Below are 19,674 nucleotides of genomic sequence, written 5' to 3'. Positions count from 1 at the left end.
GCCCAGCGMGCGCCAYGCGGCYGCRCCCTGGGTCTGGTCCACGATCACCTCGSWGCTGCCGYYCTGRTGCTCSACGACGTAGGCCGCYGACGTSGTGGTSGTSGGRTTCGTCGGRTACCAGACCGAGACGCGGTAGAGGCCCGGCTGAGGAAGCTCCGCCTTCCAGGTCACCGTGCTGCCGACGGAACCGGAGTCGCTGTACCGCGTGCGCGTCCCGTTCCAGCCGGAGAGACCGCTCGGATACCACTGCCCGGTCTCGAGGTATCCGGGCCAGGGAGACTGCGTGTGCACGATCACGCCTTCGTCAGCCATTCGCACCAGGACGCCGCGGCGCAGGCTCTGATCCAGCCTCGCCTCGAACCGCGTGCTCGATCCCGGAGCGATGCCCGCCCCTGCCGTCACAGTCCAGGTGTGCGTCAGGTCCGAGCGCGGCGGCACCACGACGGCCGCATCCCGCTGATCGATGGTCCAGCCGGTCGCACCGTAGAGGGCGAGCGTGCCCTGGAGCGGCGTCACGCCGGTGTTGATCACCAGGGCGGTCAGCTTCACGGTCGCACCGGGACCGCTGGCGACCTCGGTGTCCGATGCGAGGGAGACCAGGCGACGTCGATCGATCACCTCGATCGACGCGGGCCTCAGCGTGACAGGCGTCGCCCCCGGCACCGACAGGGATCCGGCCACCTGGACCTCCCCGAGCGCGGCGGACGCGGCGATCACGACCGCGGACTCCACCCGGACCGTCGTGTGCGCGGGAGCCGCGATGGCGGGCACCGTGCCGTCGAGCTGCCACCCGCTCGGCAGGGTCAGCCCGACGCTGCCGGCGATCGGCTGCGCCGTCCCGTTGCGCACCTCGATGATCAGCGGGACCCTGTCCCCTGCCGTGCCCGTGGCCTGGGCGACCACGTCTCCCGACACCTCCGTGCCGGCGCCGGCGAGTCGGGCGGGCAGGCGCAGCGTGACCTCGGCCGTGGTCGCGCCGCCGGCCGAGACCGTATAGGCGAACGTCTTCGTCGGGTCGTCCACTGGGATCGTCCATTCGTAGGGATACCCCTTGGCGGGCGCCTGCTGCGCGGCCTGTCCGCCGATCCGATAGGAGAGCGTCGCCTGCTGCTCCGTGTCGATCTGCACATACGCGTCGTACCCCTGCCCGCCCGGCCGCACCAGCAGCATCCCGCGGACGAGTCCGTAGTCGGTCGCCGGATCGGAGTCGACCTCGCGGAAGCTGTCCGGGCCGTGGTCGACGATGTCGTCGAACGGCAGCTCCGGCCGCTGAACCGCGACGTTGCGGACGACCAGGGCGAGCAGCCCGTGCCCGGGGACGGTGACCGTGACGCGCGCGTCGACCGCCGCCTGGGAGGAGCGGCTGCCGTCCGCGGCGACCACCTCGACCGCGGGCGCGGCGGTGCGGGGCAGTCCGGTCAGATCTCCGGCGAGGTCGACGACGACCTGCTGGGCGTCGGACGCCGAGTTCGTGAGGCTGATGTAGAGCGCGCCGTTGCCCACCCCGGCGATCCAGTTGACCAGCGGGTTGTCCAGCACGATCAGGCCCGCCGGGAAGTAGGGCCAGACCCCACCCTCGCCGAAGAACGAGCCGGGCGCGTGACCGTATGCGAAGAACTTGAAGTAGGCGAAGTCCGCCTCGAAGACGTGCGGGAACTCGATGCTGCCGGAGCTCCGGTAGAAACTCTCGCTGATCAGGTAGTCCATGGCGAGACCCAGCTGCGCAGGCGCGTGATGGAAGTAGTACCCGGTGATCCCGACGGGACCGCTCGTGGCGAAGTCCGGCTTCATCTGCGCGACCTGGAACTGCCGGCCATAGTAGCCGGGATAGGTCGTGAATCTGCCGATCACCATGTTGTGCGCGACGTCGGCCAGCAGCGCGTCGCCGGTGTGATGGGCGAGGCGCAGCAGCGCTCCTGCCCAGCAGGGGTTGAAGACGTAYCCGCCGCCGGGATCGGTCACGGCGCTCACCCCGAGCTTGAACGACGAGAGCGCCTCGAAGGTGAGRCCSGASGGCGAGACGTACCAGGCCGGAACCGTCTCTGTCGCCACGCCCGTGACCGGGTACGGCGGCAACGATGAGCGGGTCTCCCAGTCGTACTGCTGCGTGATCACGTGACCCTCGGGAACCGTGACGGTCTGGTCCGGCACGGGCCGCACGGCGGTCTGCGTGATGAACCGCTGCACCTCCCGGTGCGCTCCCTCCAGGAAGACCGCCTCCCCTGTGACCTCGAACAGCTCGAGCAGGTCGACCCAGTACTTGGAGAAGCTGTAGGCGAAGCCGCCGGGCGGCTGGCCGTTGCCACGGTAGGGCGTGAGGATCTGCTCCTGCACGTAGCGGCGACCGATCAGGGTCGCCTCCGCCAGATACGCGGAATCCCCTGTGGCCCGGTAGGTGGCCAGCGGCACGGAGAAGGGCGCACGGCTCTGCCCGACGACACCCGACTTCGTGGCCTGCACGGCGAGCCGCTGGATCCCCGCGTTGCGGCCGTGGGTGAGCTGGTACAGGGCTGTCAGATTCACCGCGTCCGTGGGAACGCGGCCGAGACGGTACTGCGTGGTGTCGTTGTAGACGGGACTGCCGATCACCGGCGAGTGCCCGATCCCCTTGCGCGACACCTGATACTCGATCAGCGGCCGGGCGCGGCGATCGTACAGCGTGCCGCCTGTCGTGCCGGTGAGGTAGTGCGCCGAGAGGACCACGCCGCTCGCCGCCGTCCGGACTGCATCCTCGTTCTCGACGTCGACGAACCCCTTGGCTCGGTTCCACCACCCCGAGAACGAGGGGATGTAGTCCACGGCGTCGTCGCCCGCCGGCTCGACCGCGATCAGATCGGCCATGGCGTGCACGGCATCGGTCAGGGAGCGATCGTAGACGTTGCTCCGATACGCCGTCAGCCCGTATTCGCCGCGGCACAGCGCGGTGTATGCGTCGTACAGAGCGCCCGCCTGGGCAGCCAGGCCGAATGCGAAGCCGCGCTCCTCCCCTGCCGCCATCGCCGTGCGGAGGCCGGGTTGTGGCGAGTACATGCAGGGAACGAGGTCGAGACTGTCGTTGCGCAGGCTCATGCCGTACGGCTGGCGGTCCGACATGAGCTGCCGCTCGTGCACGAACTCCGCGACCTCGGCCGGCAGGTAGACGCCGGATGTGACGGGCGTGCCACCCACGGCGTACTGCGTGAGCRCCATCGGGGCGAACAGCTCCCACGCCCCGAGCGGGGCCGAGCCGTCGAGGACGGACAGCGCATGCTGGTACGACCCGCACAGCACCTCGTCGATATCGTCGAGCGACCGGGCATCCTGGCTCTGGTAGCCGACGAGGTAGTCCCCGGCGTTCTTCGCCGTCAGCACGTGGTGGGCTTCCGGATTGTCGCCCTCCAGGCGCCAGCGCACCACGAGCTCGATGTCGTCGGTGCTGGTGCGCAGCTCGATCGCCTGCGGGCCGAGGATCTGGAAGGAGGTGAATCCCAGCCAGCTCGGCGCCAGCGGGCCGTAGAGCTCCGGCGCGCTGCCGGACGGCAGCGCGCCCTTCAGCACCACCCATTGCTCGTCGAACCGGTGGGCGGGATCCGTCACGGCGAGCCATCCGCCCTCGTGCACGATCTCGAGATCGCGGACGATCGTCGCCCCTCCGTCCCACGTCGCCTGGAAGAAGGTCATCCGGTGGTTCGTCCCGACCAGCTGCGCGACCTGGGTCACCGCCAGGTTCGGCTTGTCGAGCCGCCGCAGGGCGTCGGCGTAGGCGCCGATCGCCGTGGGGAGCTCGGTGGCCGCGGCCGAGCCTCCGGCGGCCTGTGCGCCGAGGACCGGCGGGAGGACGCCCGCGATCACCAGCATGCGCAGCACGGATCGACGGCTCCACTGCAGGGAGCCATCATCATCTCTCGCGTTCTTCCTTGCAATCATGATGCATATATTGCAATTCGTATGCGAAGATGTCAATGGATCGTCCTGCATGCGCCTGAACGCTGTCTGCGCGGCAGGATCGAGGAGGAGTGGAACCGGTGAGGAGTCAGTCGTTGCCCGACGCAATACCCGAAGAACTGACCGAGTACTCACTCGGAGCGCTGCTCGTACCTCCGCCGGATCTACCGGAGCCGGACGACTTCGACCGCTTCTGGCAGTCGACCTTCGAGGAGTTCGGCACCGGCACGGTCGGATGGCGGACCACTCGTGTGCGGGAAGCCACGCCGACCCATCACGTGACACAGATCCGCTTCCAATCCTCGGCCGGCGAGCCGGCCACCGCGTTCGTCATGGTCCCGCACGCGACGACCGGCATCCGGCGCGGGCTCGTGGTCGGACACGGCTACGGCGGACGCTCGGCACCCGATACCGAGCGCGTGCCCGCGGACACGGCCGCGATCTTCCCCTGCGCGCCGGGGACCAACGCGGATGCACCCAGCCGCTTCCCGGCGCTCCCCGCAGAGCACGTGCTCGCGGGCATCGCCGATCGAGACACCTACTCGCTCCGCTTCGCCGCCGCGGATATCTGGCGTGCGGCGAGCGTGCTGCTGGACATCGCCGCCCCGGCTGCGGACGCTCTCGACTTCAGTGGCAGCAGCTTCGGCGGCGGGATCGGCGCGATGGCGCTTCCTTGGGACGCGCGCTTCCGCCGTGCAGCACTGGACGTCCCCAGCTTCGGCGCGCACGCGATCCGACTCACCCGGCGCTGCACCGGGAGCGGTGAGGCCGTCCGGACGCATCTCCGCACGCACCCCGAGGTACGTTCCACGCTCGATTATCACGACGCGGCGACCGCGGCCCGCCGCATTCGCATTCCCGTGCACGTCGGCGCCGCCCTGCTCGACCCGGCCGTCGATCCACGGGGACAGTTCGCGGTCTACCATGCACTCGCCGGGCCGCGGCGGCTGACGGTGCGAGCCAACGGCCACATCGACGGCCCGGAAGGCCGGCTCGCCGATGCCCTGGCGCTGCAGGCGGCGATCGACTTCCTGGCGCTGCCCGCCGACCAGCTGCAGGCTCCGGTGGGTGTCACACCTCGGTGAGGCGGCCGTTCTTGAGTCGCAGGCGGCGGTGCGCGCGCTTCGCCACCGCCGAGTCGTGCGTGACCACGATGAGAGTGAGCCCCTCGGCGCAGAGCGCCTCGAGGAGCACGAGGATCTCGTCCCGCATCTCCTCGTCGAGGTTGCCGGTGGGCTCGTCGGCGAGCAGCACACGCGGCTTCTTCACGATCGCTCTGGCGATCGCCACGCGCTGCTGCTGACCACCGCTCAGCTCGCCGGGCAGATGATCGCCGCGGTCAGCCAGGCCCACGTGCGCGAGCGCCTCATCCACGCGAGCACGACGTTCCTCAGCCGGGATCGTGAGCGGCACGAGCGCCATCGCGACGTTCTCCCGCGCCGTGAGCGTGGGGATCAGGTTGAACCCTTGGAACACGAACCCGATCTCCTCGGCGCGTAGCCTGCCGAGCTCGCGATTCGACGCGGTGGACAGTTCTGTGCCGCCCAGCACCAGCGACCCGCCGGAGGGGCGGTCCAGTGCGCCGAGCAGCTGCAGCAGCGTGGACTTCCCTCCGCCGGTCGGGCCCTGGATGGTCACGAATTCGCCCGCCCTGATCTCGGCGGTCGCGCCGGTCAGCGCCGCGACCGTGCGTCCCTTCGTCCGGTAGGTGCGGGTGACGTCGATCAGGCGGTACAGCGCCTGCGGCTCGATCTCGATCTCGATCTCAGTGATGCTCATGATGTCGTCTCTCCTGTTCGGGTTGCTGATGTCACGCGGCGGATCGGAGCGCTTCGGCCGGGCTCAGCCTCGCGGCCCGCCATCCGCCGATCGCACCGGCGACGAGGCCGCCGAGGATCGCCAGGCCGACAGCCGCGACGAGGATCCCCACGCTGAGGGGCGCATGCAGCACGACCGCCTGCGCGGCCTGGCCGAGCCCGCGGAAACCCTCGCCTCCTCCCGCACCGGGGAAACCTCCGCTCCCCGCGCCAGCTGCGGCCTGCCCGCCCCTGGCTGCCCCATCGCCACGCGCGAACCCGGCGGCCGACGCGCCGGAGATCGTGGGCTGTACGAGGTTCACGACGAGGATCCCGACCAGACCGAGCACGAGTCCGGCTGCCCCTCCGATGAGGCCCTGGACCAGCGACTCCCCGGCGACCTGGCGCACGATCCGTCCGTTCGACCACCCGATCGCCTTGAGCGTGCCGAACTCCCGCGTGCGGCGCGTGACGCCGGAGAGCGTGAACAGCACCGCGAGCAGCACGGCGAYTGCGAGCACGATGAGGGACAGCCAGGTGCCGAGGCCCTCGATCATGCCGGCGGCACTGGCGAGGGAACCGGAGACGGTGGAGGCGAGATCCGCCTGCGAGCTCACTGTCGCGGTCGGGAGGGCCTTGGCGAGTGCAGTCTGCACGGCGGCGATGTCGGACGCGGAGGCCGCCTTGACGTAGACCGTGGACACCACGTCGCCGGTGCCGGCGATCTTCTGGGCGGTGTCCAGCGGCAGGTAGACGTTCGCCGCGGTATCGGCGGAATCGGACGACGAGGCCACGATCCCGACGATCTTCACCGTGGATCCGCCGACGTCGATCGTGCCGCCGACACTCAGGCTCTTCGAGGTGGCGTAGGTGCTGTCCACCACGGCGACCAGCTGCCCCGCGTCGGCGCCATCGAGGGCGCGCCCCGACGAGACCTTCACCGATGAGAGCGGCCCCACCGACGTGCCCGCGGCCGGGTCGACGCCCAGGACCGTGAAGGAGTTGAGGCCGAAGTTGCCGCCGCCGAATCGCGGCCGCTCGCCGGTGCCCCCCTCGCCCGTCTGACCGGTGCCGTTCTGCCCGGTGTCGGTCTGACCGGTGCCGGTTCCGTCCTGAGTCCTCTGCTGGGCGATCTGCCCGTCGAACGTGAGGTTGGTCAGGCTGAGCGCTCCCGTAGCCGCCGCGACACCGGCTGTGCCCGAGATCGTCTTCACTCCGGCCGCGTCGATCGTGCCGCGCGCCGGAGAAGCGCGCAGCACCGAGGTCTTCAGCGTGGTGCTGCCATCGCTCGCCGCGGCTCCGCCACCCGCCCCGAAATCGAAGCGCTGCCCGGTGTCGCTGCCGCGCTCAGCGGGCGCGCCGGTGACCGTGAGATCGGTGCCCACCCCGTAGACCCGCGCAAGCGCCTGCGTCTGCGCGTCGCGCACGCCGGCCGCCAGCGCGTTGACGACGATGACCAGGGCGATCGCGATCGCGAGCCCCGCCGCGACGATCATCGTCTGCTTCTTCCGCCCGGCCAGTTCCCGGCGCAGATACGTCCCGTACATGYTTCTCCTTCGGTCACGCTCGTGCTGGTGACGCTAGGAGCCGGGTCTGGGGCGGATTGATGGCGCGGCTATGCGCGCGCTAAGCACGCCGCGGGCGCCGAGGCCGACGGCGGGACCGTCAGTCCGCCGGCGGGATGTTGTGATTGCCTGCGAACACGTTCTGCGGATCCCACTGCGCCTTCAGCACGCGCAGACGCGTCCATGCCTCCGGGGTGTAGAACACGCGGGGATCGGGGTTGGACGCCGGGTCCGCGAAGTTCGTGTACGCGGAGAGCCGGCCCTGCGCGATGGCGGCCAGCTCGGACCGCACCGCCTCGCGCTCCGCGTCGTCGAGCATGCCGGGGATGTCGAAGGCGACCGCCATCACGAACCAGGTGGCGGAGCGGGCAGGGAACGCCGTCGTCTCCTCTGCGACATCTCCGAACGCCCCGCCCAGCGAGCGCAGGAACACGACCGACACCGCGTGAGCGCGCCGGAAGGCCACCAGTCGCTCGATGAGGGCGTCGTCGAGCACGGTGAACAGCCCGTTCATCGACAGCATCGGCGGTGTGGGCTCATCGACGTCGTGCGGCATAGTGTTCAGCGCATCGCCGTAAGCCGTGCGGACGACCTCTCCGCGGACGCCGTCGACGGCGACGATCGGCCGTAGGGCTTCGTCGAGCGCCTCCTGATCGGTGCCGGCCCAGGTCACGGCCAGCCGTGCGCCCGCGGGGGCGCTCGGATCCATCGCCGGGACGTCCATATACGTCACTGTGAGCGCCCGCGGAGCGGACTCGAGGGCATCGCGCACCGTCCGCAGCAGCGCGGTCTGGTCCCCGTCGACGGCCAGTTCGCCCGCCAGGACGCCGTCGAGCGGCGCCGCGGCGAAGTCGAGCCGCGTCACCACACCGAAGTTCCCGCCCCCGCCGCGGATGGCCCAGAACAGATCGGCGTTCTCGGAGGCCGAGACCTGGCGCACCACTCCATCCGCCGTCACGAGCTGCGCCCCGCGGAGCTGGTCGATCGCGAGCCCTCGGTCGCGCACCAGCAGGCCGATGCCGCCGCCGACGATCAGCCCGCCCACCCCGACGCTGGCAGTGTCGCCCGAGCTGATGGCGACTCCGTGCGGCGCGAGCGCCGCTGCGACCTCGCCCCACAACGCGCCGGCGCCGACCCGGACCATCCTGCCCTCGCCGGAATCCTCCCCGACCTCGATCGACGACAACCTCCGCAGATCGATGGTGAGGTCCGCGGGCCGGGGCTTCCAGAACCCATGGCCCCCGGTGCGCACGGTCAGTCCCCTGCCCTCGTCGACCGCACGGCGCACCGCGGCGGCGACTTCTTCGGCATCGACAGGGTGCAGGATCTCGGGCTGGTTCGCGGCGGCGGAGGACGATGCGCTGAGTGAGCTCATGCCTGCGACGCTACGCGGCGGATCCGACATTCCAAAGCTCATAGGCAGCCCATAGGAAATTGAGGAGAATGGATCCCATGAACGATCACGCCACTGAGCTGCGCCGCCCCGATGGCTCTCCCCTGCGGATCCTCGCGGTCGACGACGAGCCGATGCTCACCGACCTCCTCGCCATGGCCCTGCGGATGGAGGGCTGGGAGGTGCGCACCGCCGGATCAGGACTCGAAGCGCTCCAGGTCGCCCGCGACTTCGGCCCCGACGCGCTGGTCCTCGACGTCATGATGCCCGACCTGGACGGGCTCGGCGTCCTCAAGCGCCTGCGCGAGCAGGGCAACATGGTGCCCGTCGTGTTCCTCACCGCCAAGGATGCGGTGAGCGACCGGATCGCGGGGCTCACCGCCGGCGGCGACGACTACGTCACCAAGCCGTTCAGTCTGGAGGAGGTCGTCGCGCGGCTGCGCGCGGTGATCCGCCGCTCGGGCGGCGCGACCACCGATGCCAGCGACTCGATCCTGCAGGTCGGCGATCTCACGCTCAACGAGGACAGCCACGAGGTCGTCCGCGGCGGCGACGAGATCGAGCTCACGGCCACCGAGTTCGAGCTGCTGCGCTTCCTGATGCGCAACGAGCGCCGCGTGCTGTCCAAGGCGCAGATCCTGGATCGGGTGTGGAGCTACGACTTCGGCGGGCGCTCCAGCGTCGTCGAGCTGTACATCTCGTACTTGCGCAAGAAGCTGGACGCAGGACGCGAGGTGGCGCTGATCCACACCGTGCGCGGCGTCGGCTACATGATCAAGGCGCCGCAGCAGTAAGCGCCGCAGCAGTAGGCAAGGCACCGCAGCGGCAGGACCGACTGCCCCGCGCACGAAGAAGGCACATCCTCGATGAATCCGTTCCGCACCCGACCCCGTGGTCCGCTGTCCCTGCAGACACGGCTGATGGCGGCGGTGACCGGTTTCGTCTCGCTCATCCTCGTGGTGATCGCGATCACGACGAGCGTGGTGCTCGGGAACGTGCTCAACGGCCGGCTGCAGGATGAACTGGCGACGACCGCGAAGAGCATCGGCGGCATCGCCCGGCAGCCGGCCGTGATCGGCCATTTCGTCCCCGACGCCGCAGACCTCGTGGTCGGGCCGACAGGGGTCCCCAACGGCACGCTCGTCATCGTGGTCTCGCAGAGCGGGTCAGCGACAGGCACAGTGGTCACGTCCGATCGGGTCGCACAAGACCTCACCGCCCTGCAGATCCATCAGGTCGTCACCGCGCTCTCGGAGGGACGCTACGCGGAGGATCTCTCCCAGCTCGGCGACTATCAGTTCGTGCATCAGCCCGTGCCGGCTACGGGCCCCACGCAGTTCSAGGTGATCACGGGCCTGCCCCGCGCGTCCACSGARGCGCAGATCACSACGCTGTTCTCCATGATCGCGCTCACCACGATCGGCGGRCTGATCCTGCTCGCGCTGTCCACCGCGATCACGATCCGGGTCGCGCTGCGGCCTCTGCGCGAGGTCGCCGCGACCGCGAACAGGGTCGCCAATCTGCCACTGGACCGCGGTGACGTGTCGATCACGGAGCGCGTGCCCGCCGCGGAAGCCGATCCGCGCACCGAGACCGGACTCGTCGGATCCGCGCTGAACACCCTCCTCGACCACGTCGACGCCTCGCTCGCGGTGCGTCAGCGCAACGAGGAGCGGATGCGGCAGTTCGTCGCGGACGCGAGCCACGAGCTGCGCACGCCGYTGTCCTCGATCCGCGGSTAYTCGGAGCTGTCGCTGCGYGCGYTGTCGMAATCSGATGCGCCRGAGGATCCSGCCACCGCCTCCGCACACACCGCCCTGGAGCGSATCCAGGCGCAGTCGCTGCGGATGACSAGCCTGGTCGAGGACCTGCTGCTGCTCGCCCGCCTCGAAGAAGGCAGGGAGCTCTCCCTCTCCACCGTCGACCTCTCCCGGCTCGCGATCGAGGGCGTCGAGGATGCGCGCCCCACCGCACCGGACCACGAGTGGGCGATCGACGTGCCGGAGGAACCCGTCGAGCTCATCGGCGACACCGGCCGGCTGCAGCAGGTCGTCACGAACCTGCTCGCGAACGCGCGCACGCACACCCCGGCCGGCACGCACATCACGATCGAGGTGGCGGAGGAGACGTCCGAGGTCGTGCTCCGAGTCCGCGACGACGGACCCGGCATCGACCCCGCGGTGCGCGATGAACTGTTCAGCCGCTTCGCGCGCGGTGATCGCTCCCGCAACCGGGCCACCGGCGGATCCGGCCTCGGACTGTCGATCACGAAGGCGATCGTCGACGGCCACGGCGGCACGATCTCGGTCCAGAGCGAACCGGGCGCGACGGTGTTCACGGTGCGCCTGCCGAAGGTCCCGCAGCCGGCATCGACGGCCGCAGCGGGCAGCCACCAGATCGGGCGCACTCTCGGCGGACGCTGAGCCGAGCCGATTCCTCGACTCGTCGGACGCTACGAGCCGGACGGGTCCGGCCCGGCCCCTCCGAGCTCAGTACCCCGCGAAGGCGTCGGTCGTCACCCGGCGAGCGCCGCGCAGCGCGGGGGCGAGCTGCGCGATGAGCCGCGGCGGACCGGACACATAGGCATGCCGGTGCGCCAGATCCGGCACCAGGGTCCGCAGCAGCGCCGCATCCAGCCGCGCCCCGCCGGCCCATTCCGCACCCGACGGCAAGGCGCCGGGTTCGTCGGGCGTGACCACCACGATCCGCGCACCGAACCCGCCGAGCTCCTGCAGGTACGCGCACTCCGCGGCCGAGGAGGCGACGAGCACGAGCACGGCGTCCGCCCTCTGCTGCGCGCCGAGCTGCGCCACGAACGGCGTCACGCCGATGCCGGCAGCGATGAGCAGCACCGGGGCATCACCGGCGGGCAGCACGAAATCGCCCCACACGCCGGTCGCGGTGAGCACGTCGTCCGGCTGCACGGCGGCGAGAGCGCGCTTATAACTCGAGCCCGGCTCCGCCTCGCGATATGCGATGCGGACGTACGGCAGCTCGGCCGGCGTGGAGAGGATGCTGAACTCGCGGCGCGTGCCCCGGCTGTCCGGACGGCGATGCGGCACCTGCAGCTCCAGGTACTGCCCCGGTGCGAACCGGAACGGGCGCCGCACCCGGAAGGTCAGCTCGTGCACGGTGGGCGTGACCCCGCGCCGGCGCACGAGCGAGAGCCGGATCCCGGCACGGGCGACGAGCACCGCCGCGAGGAGGTTGCCGACCAGCAACGCGCGCTCCTGACCGAGCGTGATGATCCCGAGGCTGATCGGCCAGCCGGCGAGCGCTCCCACGACCGTCGCGACCGACAGCTGCTGCCACCGACGAGACGGCAGGGTCAGCGGCTCGGAGAGCATGAAGGCGCCCAGGAACAGCACCGGCGACTGCAGCAGCACCGACGTCGCCAGCGCTCCGGGCTCGACCGCGAGCCCGGCTGCCGCGGACTGCACGGAGAGCCGCACGATCGACACGATCGCGTACACGACGACGAAGAGCAGCACGACCCGGATCCGCTCGGTGCGCCACAGCACGAGCAGTCCGAGCACGATCACGGGGATCGCCATCGCCGGAGTTCCGACCCACCAGGCCGAGAATCCGAGGCCGGTGACCGTGAGCACCGTCGCGCCGACGGCCGCCGGATTGAACAGGTGCCTCCCCCGCCACACCAGCAGGTACTTGGAGGCTGCCGCGATCACGCCCGCGAGCGCGATACCGCCGACCTGGTCGGGGTTCGCGCCCGGCTGCACGACGAACAGCAGGATGAGCGCGGTGATCAACGACGACTCGACACGACGCGGGGCCCGCACCAGCGCCTGGCCGACCGCGTCCGCGCAGAGGGTCGCCAGCATCAGCAGCGCCAGCGTGGCGAGGACGTCGAGCGGCGTGGAGGAGATCGCGCCGACCGCCGACAGGATCACGGCGATCGCGGCGAGCACCAGCAGCGCGTACAGCGTGAGCCGATACATCGACAGCCGCCCGAGCTGCGCGACCACGCGCTGCCGCGCGCCGATCAGCATCGCCATCACACGAACACCTCCATCCGGTTCCCCGCCGACCATTCGACCGCTCCATCCGTGGTCATCCGCACCCATTCCACACCGCACCGCGCGGCGAACTCGGCACCGCCGTCGAAGAACAGCGCCGTGGCGACCGCATCCGCGACCATCGCGTAGGCGGCGATGACCCAGGTCGCAGCGTAAGTGCGCACCGGTTCCCCGGTTCGCGCATCCAGCACGTGGTGCAGCCCACTGCGCTMCCCCGGCCACGCCCGCCTGTTCACGGCGGACCCGCACAGGGCCGCGTCCGAGACCGTGGCGACGCCGATCGCGCTCGTGGCGTCGAACGGATGCTCCAGCCCCACGCGGATCGACGCGCCGCTCACCCGCAGGTCACCCCCGGCGTCGGTCAGGCGTTCGACATGCCCGAGGGTTCCGAGCAGGTCGTGCACGACGTCGACGATCCGGCCCTTGCCGATCGCACCGACATCGATGAGGTCGGGTTCGCGAAGCTCGAGGGCGCCATCGTCCCACGCGAGCCGGTCCATCCAGTCCACGGGGGCCGGCCGCGCGCCCCGGTCACGGAACGAGTACGCGGCGTCGTAGCCGCGCGACGCGAGGCTGTCTCCGATGAGGGGCTGGACGGCGCCGTCCGTCGCCAGCGACAGCTCCCGGTACAGATCGAGCATCGCCGCCGCATCCGGTGGCGCCGGCACCTCCTGAGGTTCCCCGGCGAGGGCCGTGACGAGCGAGTCGGCRCGAAAGCGCGACCAGGTGTGGTCGAAGTCGTCGATCGTCTCGCGCACGGCGTCGCGCTCGCCTTCGGGAAGAGGATTCGCCGTGCCGATCTCCCAGATCGTCCCGATCGCGTCGAAACGCCAGATGTCCATCAGCGTGCGTCCCCCGCGCGCAGTGTTCGACGGTCCGAGGGCGGGAAGGAGCACACCGCCGGCACGGGCCGGGTTCCCACCCCTAGCCCTTGGCTTCGGTGCGGATGGTGGCCAGCGCCTGATTGAAACCCTTGCTGGTCAGTGAGGATCCGGAGACCCGGCTGACGGAGATGTCGTCGAGCTTCTTGCCGACGACCTGTGCGGCGATCCCGCCGATGAACTGCGACTGGTAGTGCTTCGTCTCCGACGCCTGGGGGTCGCCGGTGACCTCGACCTTCGTGACCGTGTCCTGGGAGACCGTGAGGGCGACCGTGATCTTCTCCACCGTATCCGGGGTCTGATAGGAGCCGTCGGCCGTGTAGGTGCCGTCCTTGTACGTCGAGCCGGAATCGGCCGCGGACGCGGTGCTCGTCGCGGACGGTGCAGCATCCGCGCTCGTCTGCGGCGCGGGCGTCTCCGTCGTGGTCTCCGCGGAGGACGACTCGGCCGCGCATCCCGCCAGCAGGAGCGTTCCGGCGATGCCGACGAGAGCGGATCCGTGACGTACTGAAGGAGAGAGCTTCATGGGATCCAGCTTCCGCAACCGTCCTATGCGCCGCCTTTGAGATGACGCTGTGCCTCGTGAAGCCGGTGTCAGGCGGCGCCGTCGAACATGCTCGTGACGGATCCGTCCTCGAAGACCTGACGGATCGCGGTCGCCAGCAGCGGCGCGATCGGCAGGATGCGCAGGCCCGGGAACCGTCGCGATGCGGACAGCGGGATCGTGTCGGTGACGACGACCTCGTCGATCGCGGAGTCCTGCAGGCGCTCGCTGGCCGGATCCGAGAAGATCGCGTGGGTCGCGGCGACGATCACCTTGCGGGCGCCGTTGGCCTTGAGCGCCTGTGCCGCCTTCACGATCGTGCCGCCGGTGTCGATCATGTCGTCGACGAGGAGGCAGGTGCGTCCGTCCACGGTGCCGACGATCTCGTGGACCGAGACCTGGTTGGCGACCTTGGGGTCACGGCGCTTGTGGATGATCGCGAGCGGGGCGTCGAGGCTGTCCGACCAGGTGTCGGCGACGCGCACACGGCCCATATCCGGCGAGACGATGGTGAGCGTGGCGCGGTCCTCGGCCGTGAGCGTCTCCTCGAAGTGCTGGAGGAGGACGGGCTTGGCGAAGAGGTGGTCGACAGGGCCGTCGAAGAAGCCCTGGATCTGCGCGGCGTGCAGGTCGACGCTCATGACGCGGTCGGCACCGGCGACCTTGAGCATGTCGGCGACGAGGCGGGCCGAGATCGGCTCACGGCCGCGACCCTTCTTGTCCTGACGTGCGTACGGGTAGTACGGCGCAACGACGGTGATGCGCTTGGCCGACGCGCGCTTGGCGGCGTCGAGCATGATGAGCGTCTCCATGAGCCACTCGTTGATCGGCTCGCCGAAGGACTGGATGATGAACAGGTCGCAGCCGCGGATCGACACCTCGAAGCGGGCGTAGAGCTCACCGGAGGCGAAGGTGCGGTGCTCGACCGGTGCGATCTCGGTGCCGAGCGCGGCGGCGACCGCCGAGACCAGCTCGGGATGCGAGCGACCTCCGGCGACGACGAGTCGCTTCTTGGTCTTTGCGACCAGTCCTGGCGCGATGTCGTTCTCGCGATCCAGCTCGACCGTCGTGTTCTTCTTGCGCCCCATCGGACCCGCCTATTCCGCCGAATCGGCACGCGCCGCGTCTGCGGCGGCCGTGCCTGCCCTGTTCTTCTCGACCCACCCCTCGATATTGCGCTGGGGTGCGACACTCATGGCGAGTGCACCGGCGGGGACGTCCTTGCGGACGACGGCGCCGGCGCCGGTCTTCGCGCCGGCACCCAGCCTAACGGGCGCGACGAGCACCGTGTGCGAGCCGGTGTGCACCTCGTCCCCGATCTCGGTGTGGTGCTTGTTCACATCGTCGTAGTTCGCCGTGATCGTCGACGCCCCGAGGTTCACGCCGCGGCCGACCGTGGCATCGCCGACGTAGGAGAGATGCGGCACCTTCGAACCGTCGCCGATCTGCGCGTTCTTGGTCTCGACATAGGCGCCGATCTTGCCCTCCGCACCGAGCGTGGTGCCCGCGCGCAGGAACGAGAACGGGCCGACGGTCGCGCCGGCGCCGATCACGGCCAGCGTCGCCTCGGAGCGGCGCACGGTCGCGTCCTCCCCGACCTCGGTGCTGACGAGCGTGGTGTCGGGGCCGATGATCGCGCCGCTCGCCACCGTGCTGGCGCGCAGGATGTGCGTGTTGGGAAGGATCGTGACATCGGGAGCCAGTGTGACGTCGTCGTCGATCCAGGTCGTCGCCGGATCCTGGATCGTGACGCCCTCGCGCTGCCAGCGGCGCACGATGCGGTCGTTCAACGTGCGCGCGGCTTCGGCGAGCTGAATCCGGTCGTTGATGCCGAACGTCGCGGCCGTGTCTGCGGCGATCTCTACGGCCACCTTCTCATCGCGCTCGCGCAGCAGTCCGATCACCGTGGTCAGGTACATCTCGCCCTGCGCGTTGTCGGTGGTTACCTTCGCGAGCTCGGCGCGGAGCAGATCCGCACGGAACACGTACACGCCGGCGTTGATCTCGCGCGTGGCCTTCTCCGCCTCGTCGGCGTCTTTCTGCTCGACGATGCGGGCGACATCGCCGGCGGCGTCGCGGATGATGCGGCCGTAGCCGTTCGGGTCGTCGACGATCGCGCTCAGCACGGTCGCCGCGGCCGCAGCGGCGCGATGCCCGTCGATGAGTCCCTGCAGCGTCGCGGCCTCGAGCAGCGGCACATCGCCGGAGAGCACGAGCACGTCGCCGTCGAAGCCCGCGGGCAGCGCATCGAGGGCGACCTGCACGGCACGCCCGGTGCCGGGGATCTCGTCCTGGTCGACGATGACCGCCTCCGGGTGCTCCGCGGCCAGCGCCTCGACCACCTGGTCGCGCTCATGGCGCACGACCACCTCGACCGTGTCCGCTCCCAGCCGCGAGGCCGTGGCGAGCACGTGGCCGACCAGCGTGCGTCCGGCGATCGGGTGCAGCACCTTCGGGAGGCGGGACTTCATGCGCGTGCCCTGGCCTGCGGCGAGGACGACGATGGCGAGTGCGTTCTGCGTCATGCTCCGCCGCCAGGATTCGAACCTGGACCCCACAGCTCCAAAGGCTGGGGTGCTGCCGTTACACCACGGCGGACCGCGGTCGCCGGGCGCCCGCTTCTCAATTCTGCCATGCGCCGTCTGCGTGATCCGGCCGGAACCCGTCGGCAACATCCTCGCAACGTCGTTGCGCGACGCTTGGGGTCATGACGATCCGCATCGCTCGCGTGCACGCTGCGACGCCCGACCTCGAGGCGTTCCTGGGCGACCATCTCCGCGACATGCAGGCGACCGCGCCGCCGGAGAGCCGGCATGCCCTGGACATTTCGCGCCTGCTCTCGCCGCGCGTGCGCCTGTTCGCCGCGACGGTGGACGGCGCGCTGGTCGGCACCGGGGCGCTCGCCGAGCTCGAGCCGGGTCACGAGGAGCTGAAGTCCATGCGCACCTCGCCCCAGATGCGCGGCCGGGGTGTCGGATCCGTGATGCTGGCGGCCCTGCTCTGCGACGCGCGCGATCGCGGGATCGAGCGCGTGTCGCTGGAGACCGGTGCGAGCGACTTCTTCTGGGCCGCGCACCGGCTGTACACGAAGGCCGGTTTCGACGAGTGCGAGCCGTTCGGCTCCTACGTCGAGGATCCGCACAGCATCTTCCTCACGGTGCGGGTCGCACCACGACCGGCCATGAGCAACCGCTCCGGGCCGGGATAATGGGCGGATGAGCATCGGCGATCCATCCACGGGCGACGAGGTCGACCGGATCGTCGCGGCGTGGAACACGCAGCGGCCGGACCTGGACTTCTCGCCCCTCGAAGTGCTCTCCCGCGTGGATCGGCTCTCCCGGCTGCTGGACCGCGCGCGCCGCGACGTGTTCCGCCGCAGCGACCTCGAGCCGTGGGAGTGGGACGTCCTGTCCGCCCTGCGCCGCGCGGGCGCCCCGTTCCAGCTCAGCCCGAAGCAGCTGCTGCAGCAGACCCTCGTCTCGAGCGGCACCATGACGAACCGCATCGACCGCCTCGTGGGTCGCCGTCTCGTGCGCCGCGAGGCGGATCCCGGTGACGGCCGCAGCGTGCTGGTCACCCTCACCGACGACGGCCGGGTGCGCGTGGACGCCGCGATCACGCGTCTGGTGGACGCCGAGGCGACGCTGCTGTCCGCGCTCTCCCGCAGTGATCGCGAGCGCCTCGCGGCGCTCCTGCGCAAGCTCAGCCTGAGCTTCGACGCCTGACAGAGGTCGCCCCTGCGGCGGTGCATCCCGCCGCAGGGGCGATCGCCTTCGCCGTCAGACCCGCGCGGGCGTCCATTCGGAGACGCTGCTGAGGCGGGCGACCTCCTCGGCGGAGAGGTCCAGACGCCCGCCCGTGAGCAGGTCGGCGACCTGGTCGGCGGTACGCGCGCTGGCGATCGGGGCGGCCACGGTCGGCTGCGCCCGCAGCCACGCGAGCGCGGTCGCCGCGATCGAGGCGCCGTGCGCATCGCCGATCTCCTCGAGCGCGTCGATGATGCGCAGTCCGTGCTCCGTCGCATACTTCGCCGCCTCGGAGGCGCGGGGCGAGGTCTGGCCGGTCGCATCGGTCGAGCGGTACTTGCCCGTGAGGAACCCGCTCGCCAGCGCGTAGTACGGGATCAGGCTCAGCCCGAACTCGGTCGCCAGCGGAACGATGGTCTCCTCGACCTCGTTGCGGTGCACGAGGTTGTAATGCGGCTGCACAGCGACCGGCAGTGCGACGCCGGTCGATCGGGCGATCCGGATCCATTCGCGGATCCGGTCGGCAGAATAGTTCGACACCGCGATGTTGCGGACCAGGCCGTCTGTCACCAGCTGACCGAAGGCCGCCACGGTCTCCTCGAGAGGCACGCTCTCATCGTCGAAATGCGCGTAGTACAGGTCGATCGCGTCCACGCCGAGCCGATCGAGCGAGGCCTCCGCGGCGAGGCGCACGTTCTCCGCCGACAGACCACGGAACTGCGGATGCTGGCTCACCTTCGTCGCGACCACGACGCCCTCCGGACGGCGCGAGGCGAGCCATTCCCCGATKATCGTCTCGCTCTCCCCGCCCTGGTTGCCCTCCACCCACGCGCTGTACACGTCGGCCGTGTCGATGAAGTCGCCGCCGCCTGCCACGAAGGCATCCAGAACGGCGAAGGACGCGTCGCGATCGGCGGTCCAGCCGAACACGTTGCCGCCGAGCGAGAGCGGGAAGACGGAGAGGTCACTGGATCCGATGCGAGTCATGTTCGGGGCAACCGATCGGCCGCGGAGAGTATTTCCATGTGACGCCGGATGACCCTCGCACGCCCGGGCACCGGCGGAAGGAGCTCGCTCGTCGAGCAGCGCGTCGCTCTAGAAGGGCGGTGGGTCGTTCGTTCGGAATCCGGTCGGGGTGATGACTTGGACGGTGTGGTTCTCGCGGTTCCGGTAGATCATCCGGGTGCGGTGTCGTCGGACGTGATCGGCGGGGCATAGCGGTCGCAGGTTGGCGGTGTTGGTGGGTCCGCCTCGGGACCAGGGGTGGTCGTGGTCGAGGTCGGCGTCGAGGGCGAGGCGGTCGCAGCCGTCTCTCGCGCAGGTCCCGTGCTGCAGGACCAGCCAGTCCCGCTGCGCCTTCGTCGGCCGGTACGTGCGCCGATCCATGTCCAAGACGATGCCGCGGACGGGGTCGGTGATCACGCGCCGGAATCCGGTCGCGTCCAGGAACGTCTGCCGGGCGGTGGCCGGGTCGATCGGACCATGCCCGACCAGCTGCGCCTCCGTCGCCGAGGCGACCGGATTGCCCGCCGGACTCAGCGAAGAGGCAGTACTCGCCGTGGTGGGAGTGGCGACAGCGGTGGCGACGCTCGCGGCGACACCGAACGCGGATCCGGGATTGACACCGGCGAGCAACCCGATCGGGACGGTCACGAACACCGTCGTCTTCACCGCCYKGTCRGTRCCGACACCCAGCAGCCAATCGCACAGCAAGTCCGCRCGAACCTGATCCCTCGTGCGGCCCCCACGGCGGTCCTTCTGGAGGTGTTTCGCGGTCGAGGTGAGGCGTCG

15 protein-coding genes, 1 tRNA gene and 1 pseudogene are annotated in these 19,674 nt (G+C 70.3%); 5 read left to right on the top strand and 12 right to left on the bottom strand.

Annotation, left to right across the window (positions count from 1 at the left end; all coding sequences use genetic code 11):
* A partial coding sequence (locus tag AC1DMN_RS17520; RefSeq protein ID WP_477384682.1) for a golvesin C-terminal-like domain-containing protein occupies positions 1 to 3,906 on the bottom strand: 3,906 nt, incomplete at its 3' end.
* Between the two features lie 113 nt (positions 3,907 to 4,019).
* On the opposite strand from AC1DMN_RS17520, the gene AC1DMN_RS17515 reads away from it, so the two are divergent.
* On the top strand, positions 4,020 to 5,009 hold the full coding sequence (locus tag AC1DMN_RS17515; RefSeq protein ID WP_477230833.1) for an acetylxylan esterase: 990 nt from the start codon (positions 4,020 to 4,022) through the stop codon (positions 5,007 to 5,009).
* Here AC1DMN_RS17515 and AC1DMN_RS17510 read toward each other — a convergent pair.
* The 3 genes from AC1DMN_RS17510 to AC1DMN_RS17500 all read right to left on the bottom strand — a co-directional run bounded on the left by AC1DMN_RS17510 (position 4,996) and on the right by AC1DMN_RS17500 (position 8,660).
* Positions 4,996 to 5,703, bottom strand: a complete 708-nt coding sequence (locus tag AC1DMN_RS17510; protein ID WP_477230834.1) for an ABC transporter ATP-binding protein — start codon at positions 5,701 to 5,703, stop codon at positions 4,996 to 4,998. The two genes, AC1DMN_RS17515 and AC1DMN_RS17510, sit on opposite strands and share 14 nt — an antisense overlap.
* Positions 5,704 to 5,734: 31 nt before the next feature.
* The gene (locus tag AC1DMN_RS17505) at positions 5,735 to 7,267 is read right to left on the bottom strand and encodes an ABC transporter permease (RefSeq protein WP_477384680.1); all 1,533 of its coding nucleotides are present in this window, start codon (positions 7,265 to 7,267) and stop codon (positions 5,735 to 5,737) included.
* Positions 7,268 to 7,385: 118 nt separating this feature from the next.
* On the bottom strand, positions 7,386 to 8,660 hold the full coding sequence (locus AC1DMN_RS17500; protein ID WP_477230836.1) for an FAD-binding oxidoreductase: 1,275 nt from the start codon (positions 8,658 to 8,660) through the stop codon (positions 7,386 to 7,388).
* Positions 8,661 to 8,737: 77 nt separating this feature from the next.
* Here AC1DMN_RS17500 and AC1DMN_RS17495 point away from each other — a divergent pair, with 77 nt between their 5' ends.
* Both AC1DMN_RS17495 and AC1DMN_RS17490 read left to right on the top strand, forming a co-directional pair.
* Positions 8,738 to 9,472 (top strand): response regulator transcription factor, encoded by a 735-nt coding sequence (locus AC1DMN_RS17495; protein ID WP_440732389.1) that lies wholly within the window; start codon positions 8,738 to 8,740, stop codon positions 9,470 to 9,472.
* A 72-nt stretch (positions 9,473 to 9,544) separates the two neighbouring features.
* The gene (locus AC1DMN_RS17490; protein WP_477384678.1) at positions 9,545 to 11,101 is read left to right on the top strand and encodes a sensor histidine kinase; all 1,557 of its coding nucleotides are present in this window, start codon (positions 9,545 to 9,547) and stop codon (positions 11,099 to 11,101) included.
* A 66-nt stretch (positions 11,102 to 11,167) separates the two neighbouring features.
* Here AC1DMN_RS17490 and AC1DMN_RS17485 read toward each other — a convergent pair whose 3' ends face one another.
* From AC1DMN_RS17485 to AC1DMN_RS17460, 6 genes are all read right to left on the bottom strand, one after another.
* Entirely contained in the window at positions 11,168 to 12,691 is a 1,524-nt protein-coding gene (locus tag AC1DMN_RS17485) for an FAD-dependent oxidoreductase (RefSeq protein ID WP_477230838.1), read from the bottom strand.
* On the bottom strand, positions 12,691 to 13,554 hold the full coding sequence (locus AC1DMN_RS17480) for an FAD:protein FMN transferase (RefSeq protein ID WP_477384676.1): 864 nt from the start codon (positions 13,552 to 13,554) through the stop codon (positions 12,691 to 12,693). The genes AC1DMN_RS17485 and AC1DMN_RS17480 overlap by 1 nt, the downstream gene beginning before the upstream one ends.
* Before the next feature lie 82 nt (positions 13,555 to 13,636).
* Positions 13,637 to 14,119 carry an FMN-binding protein gene (locus AC1DMN_RS17475; RefSeq protein WP_477230839.1) on the bottom strand — a complete coding sequence of 161 codons (483 nt, stop codon included), beginning with the start codon at positions 14,117 to 14,119 and terminating at the stop codon, positions 13,637 to 13,639.
* A 68-nt stretch (positions 14,120 to 14,187) separates the two neighbouring features.
* Positions 14,188 to 15,225 carry a ribose-phosphate diphosphokinase gene (locus AC1DMN_RS17470; RefSeq protein ID WP_440732393.1) on the bottom strand — a complete coding sequence of 346 codons (1,038 nt, stop codon included), beginning with the start codon at positions 15,223 to 15,225 and terminating at the stop codon, positions 14,188 to 14,190.
* 9 nt (positions 15,226 to 15,234) lie between these two features.
* A complete protein-coding gene (glmU, locus tag AC1DMN_RS17465) occupies positions 15,235 to 16,662 on the bottom strand; it encodes a bifunctional UDP-N-acetylglucosamine diphosphorylase/glucosamine-1-phosphate N-acetyltransferase GlmU (RefSeq protein WP_441976635.1) in 1,428 nt (475 codons plus the stop codon).
* A gap of 1 nt (position 16,663) precedes the next feature.
* Positions 16,664 to 16,735, bottom strand: a tRNA-Gln gene (locus AC1DMN_RS17460).
* 88 nt (positions 16,736 to 16,823) lie between these two features.
* Here AC1DMN_RS17460 and AC1DMN_RS17455 point away from each other — a divergent pair.
* Together AC1DMN_RS17455 and AC1DMN_RS17450 are read left to right on the top strand one after the other, a co-directional pair.
* Positions 16,824 to 17,345: pseudogene (locus AC1DMN_RS17455) on the top strand (GNAT family N-acetyltransferase); the annotation flags it as partial.
* Positions 17,346 to 17,352: 7 nt separating this feature from the next.
* Positions 17,353 to 17,862, top strand: a complete 510-nt coding sequence (locus AC1DMN_RS17450) for a MarR family winged helix-turn-helix transcriptional regulator (protein WP_233310502.1) — start codon at positions 17,353 to 17,355, stop codon at positions 17,860 to 17,862.
* Positions 17,863 to 17,916: 54 nt separating this feature from the next.
* Here the strand turns inward: AC1DMN_RS17450 and AC1DMN_RS17445 are convergent, their stop codons facing one another.
* Together AC1DMN_RS17445 and AC1DMN_RS17440 are read right to left on the bottom strand one after the other, a co-directional pair.
* Positions 17,917 to 18,870: an aldo/keto reductase gene (locus tag AC1DMN_RS17445; RefSeq protein WP_477230841.1), complete on the bottom strand. Its 954-nt coding sequence runs from the start codon at positions 18,868 to 18,870 to the stop codon at positions 17,917 to 17,919.
* Positions 18,871 to 18,978: 108 nt separating this feature from the next.
* A complete protein-coding gene (locus AC1DMN_RS17440; RefSeq protein WP_477384674.1) occupies positions 18,979 to 19,554 on the bottom strand; it encodes an HNH endonuclease signature motif containing protein in 576 nt (191 codons plus the stop codon).
* Positions 19,555 to 19,674 lie beyond the last annotated feature (120 nt).

Source organism: Microbacterium sp. 01T413_2, from assembly GCF_056398985.1.
This window is presented reverse-complemented; position numbering and strand designations above follow the sequence as displayed.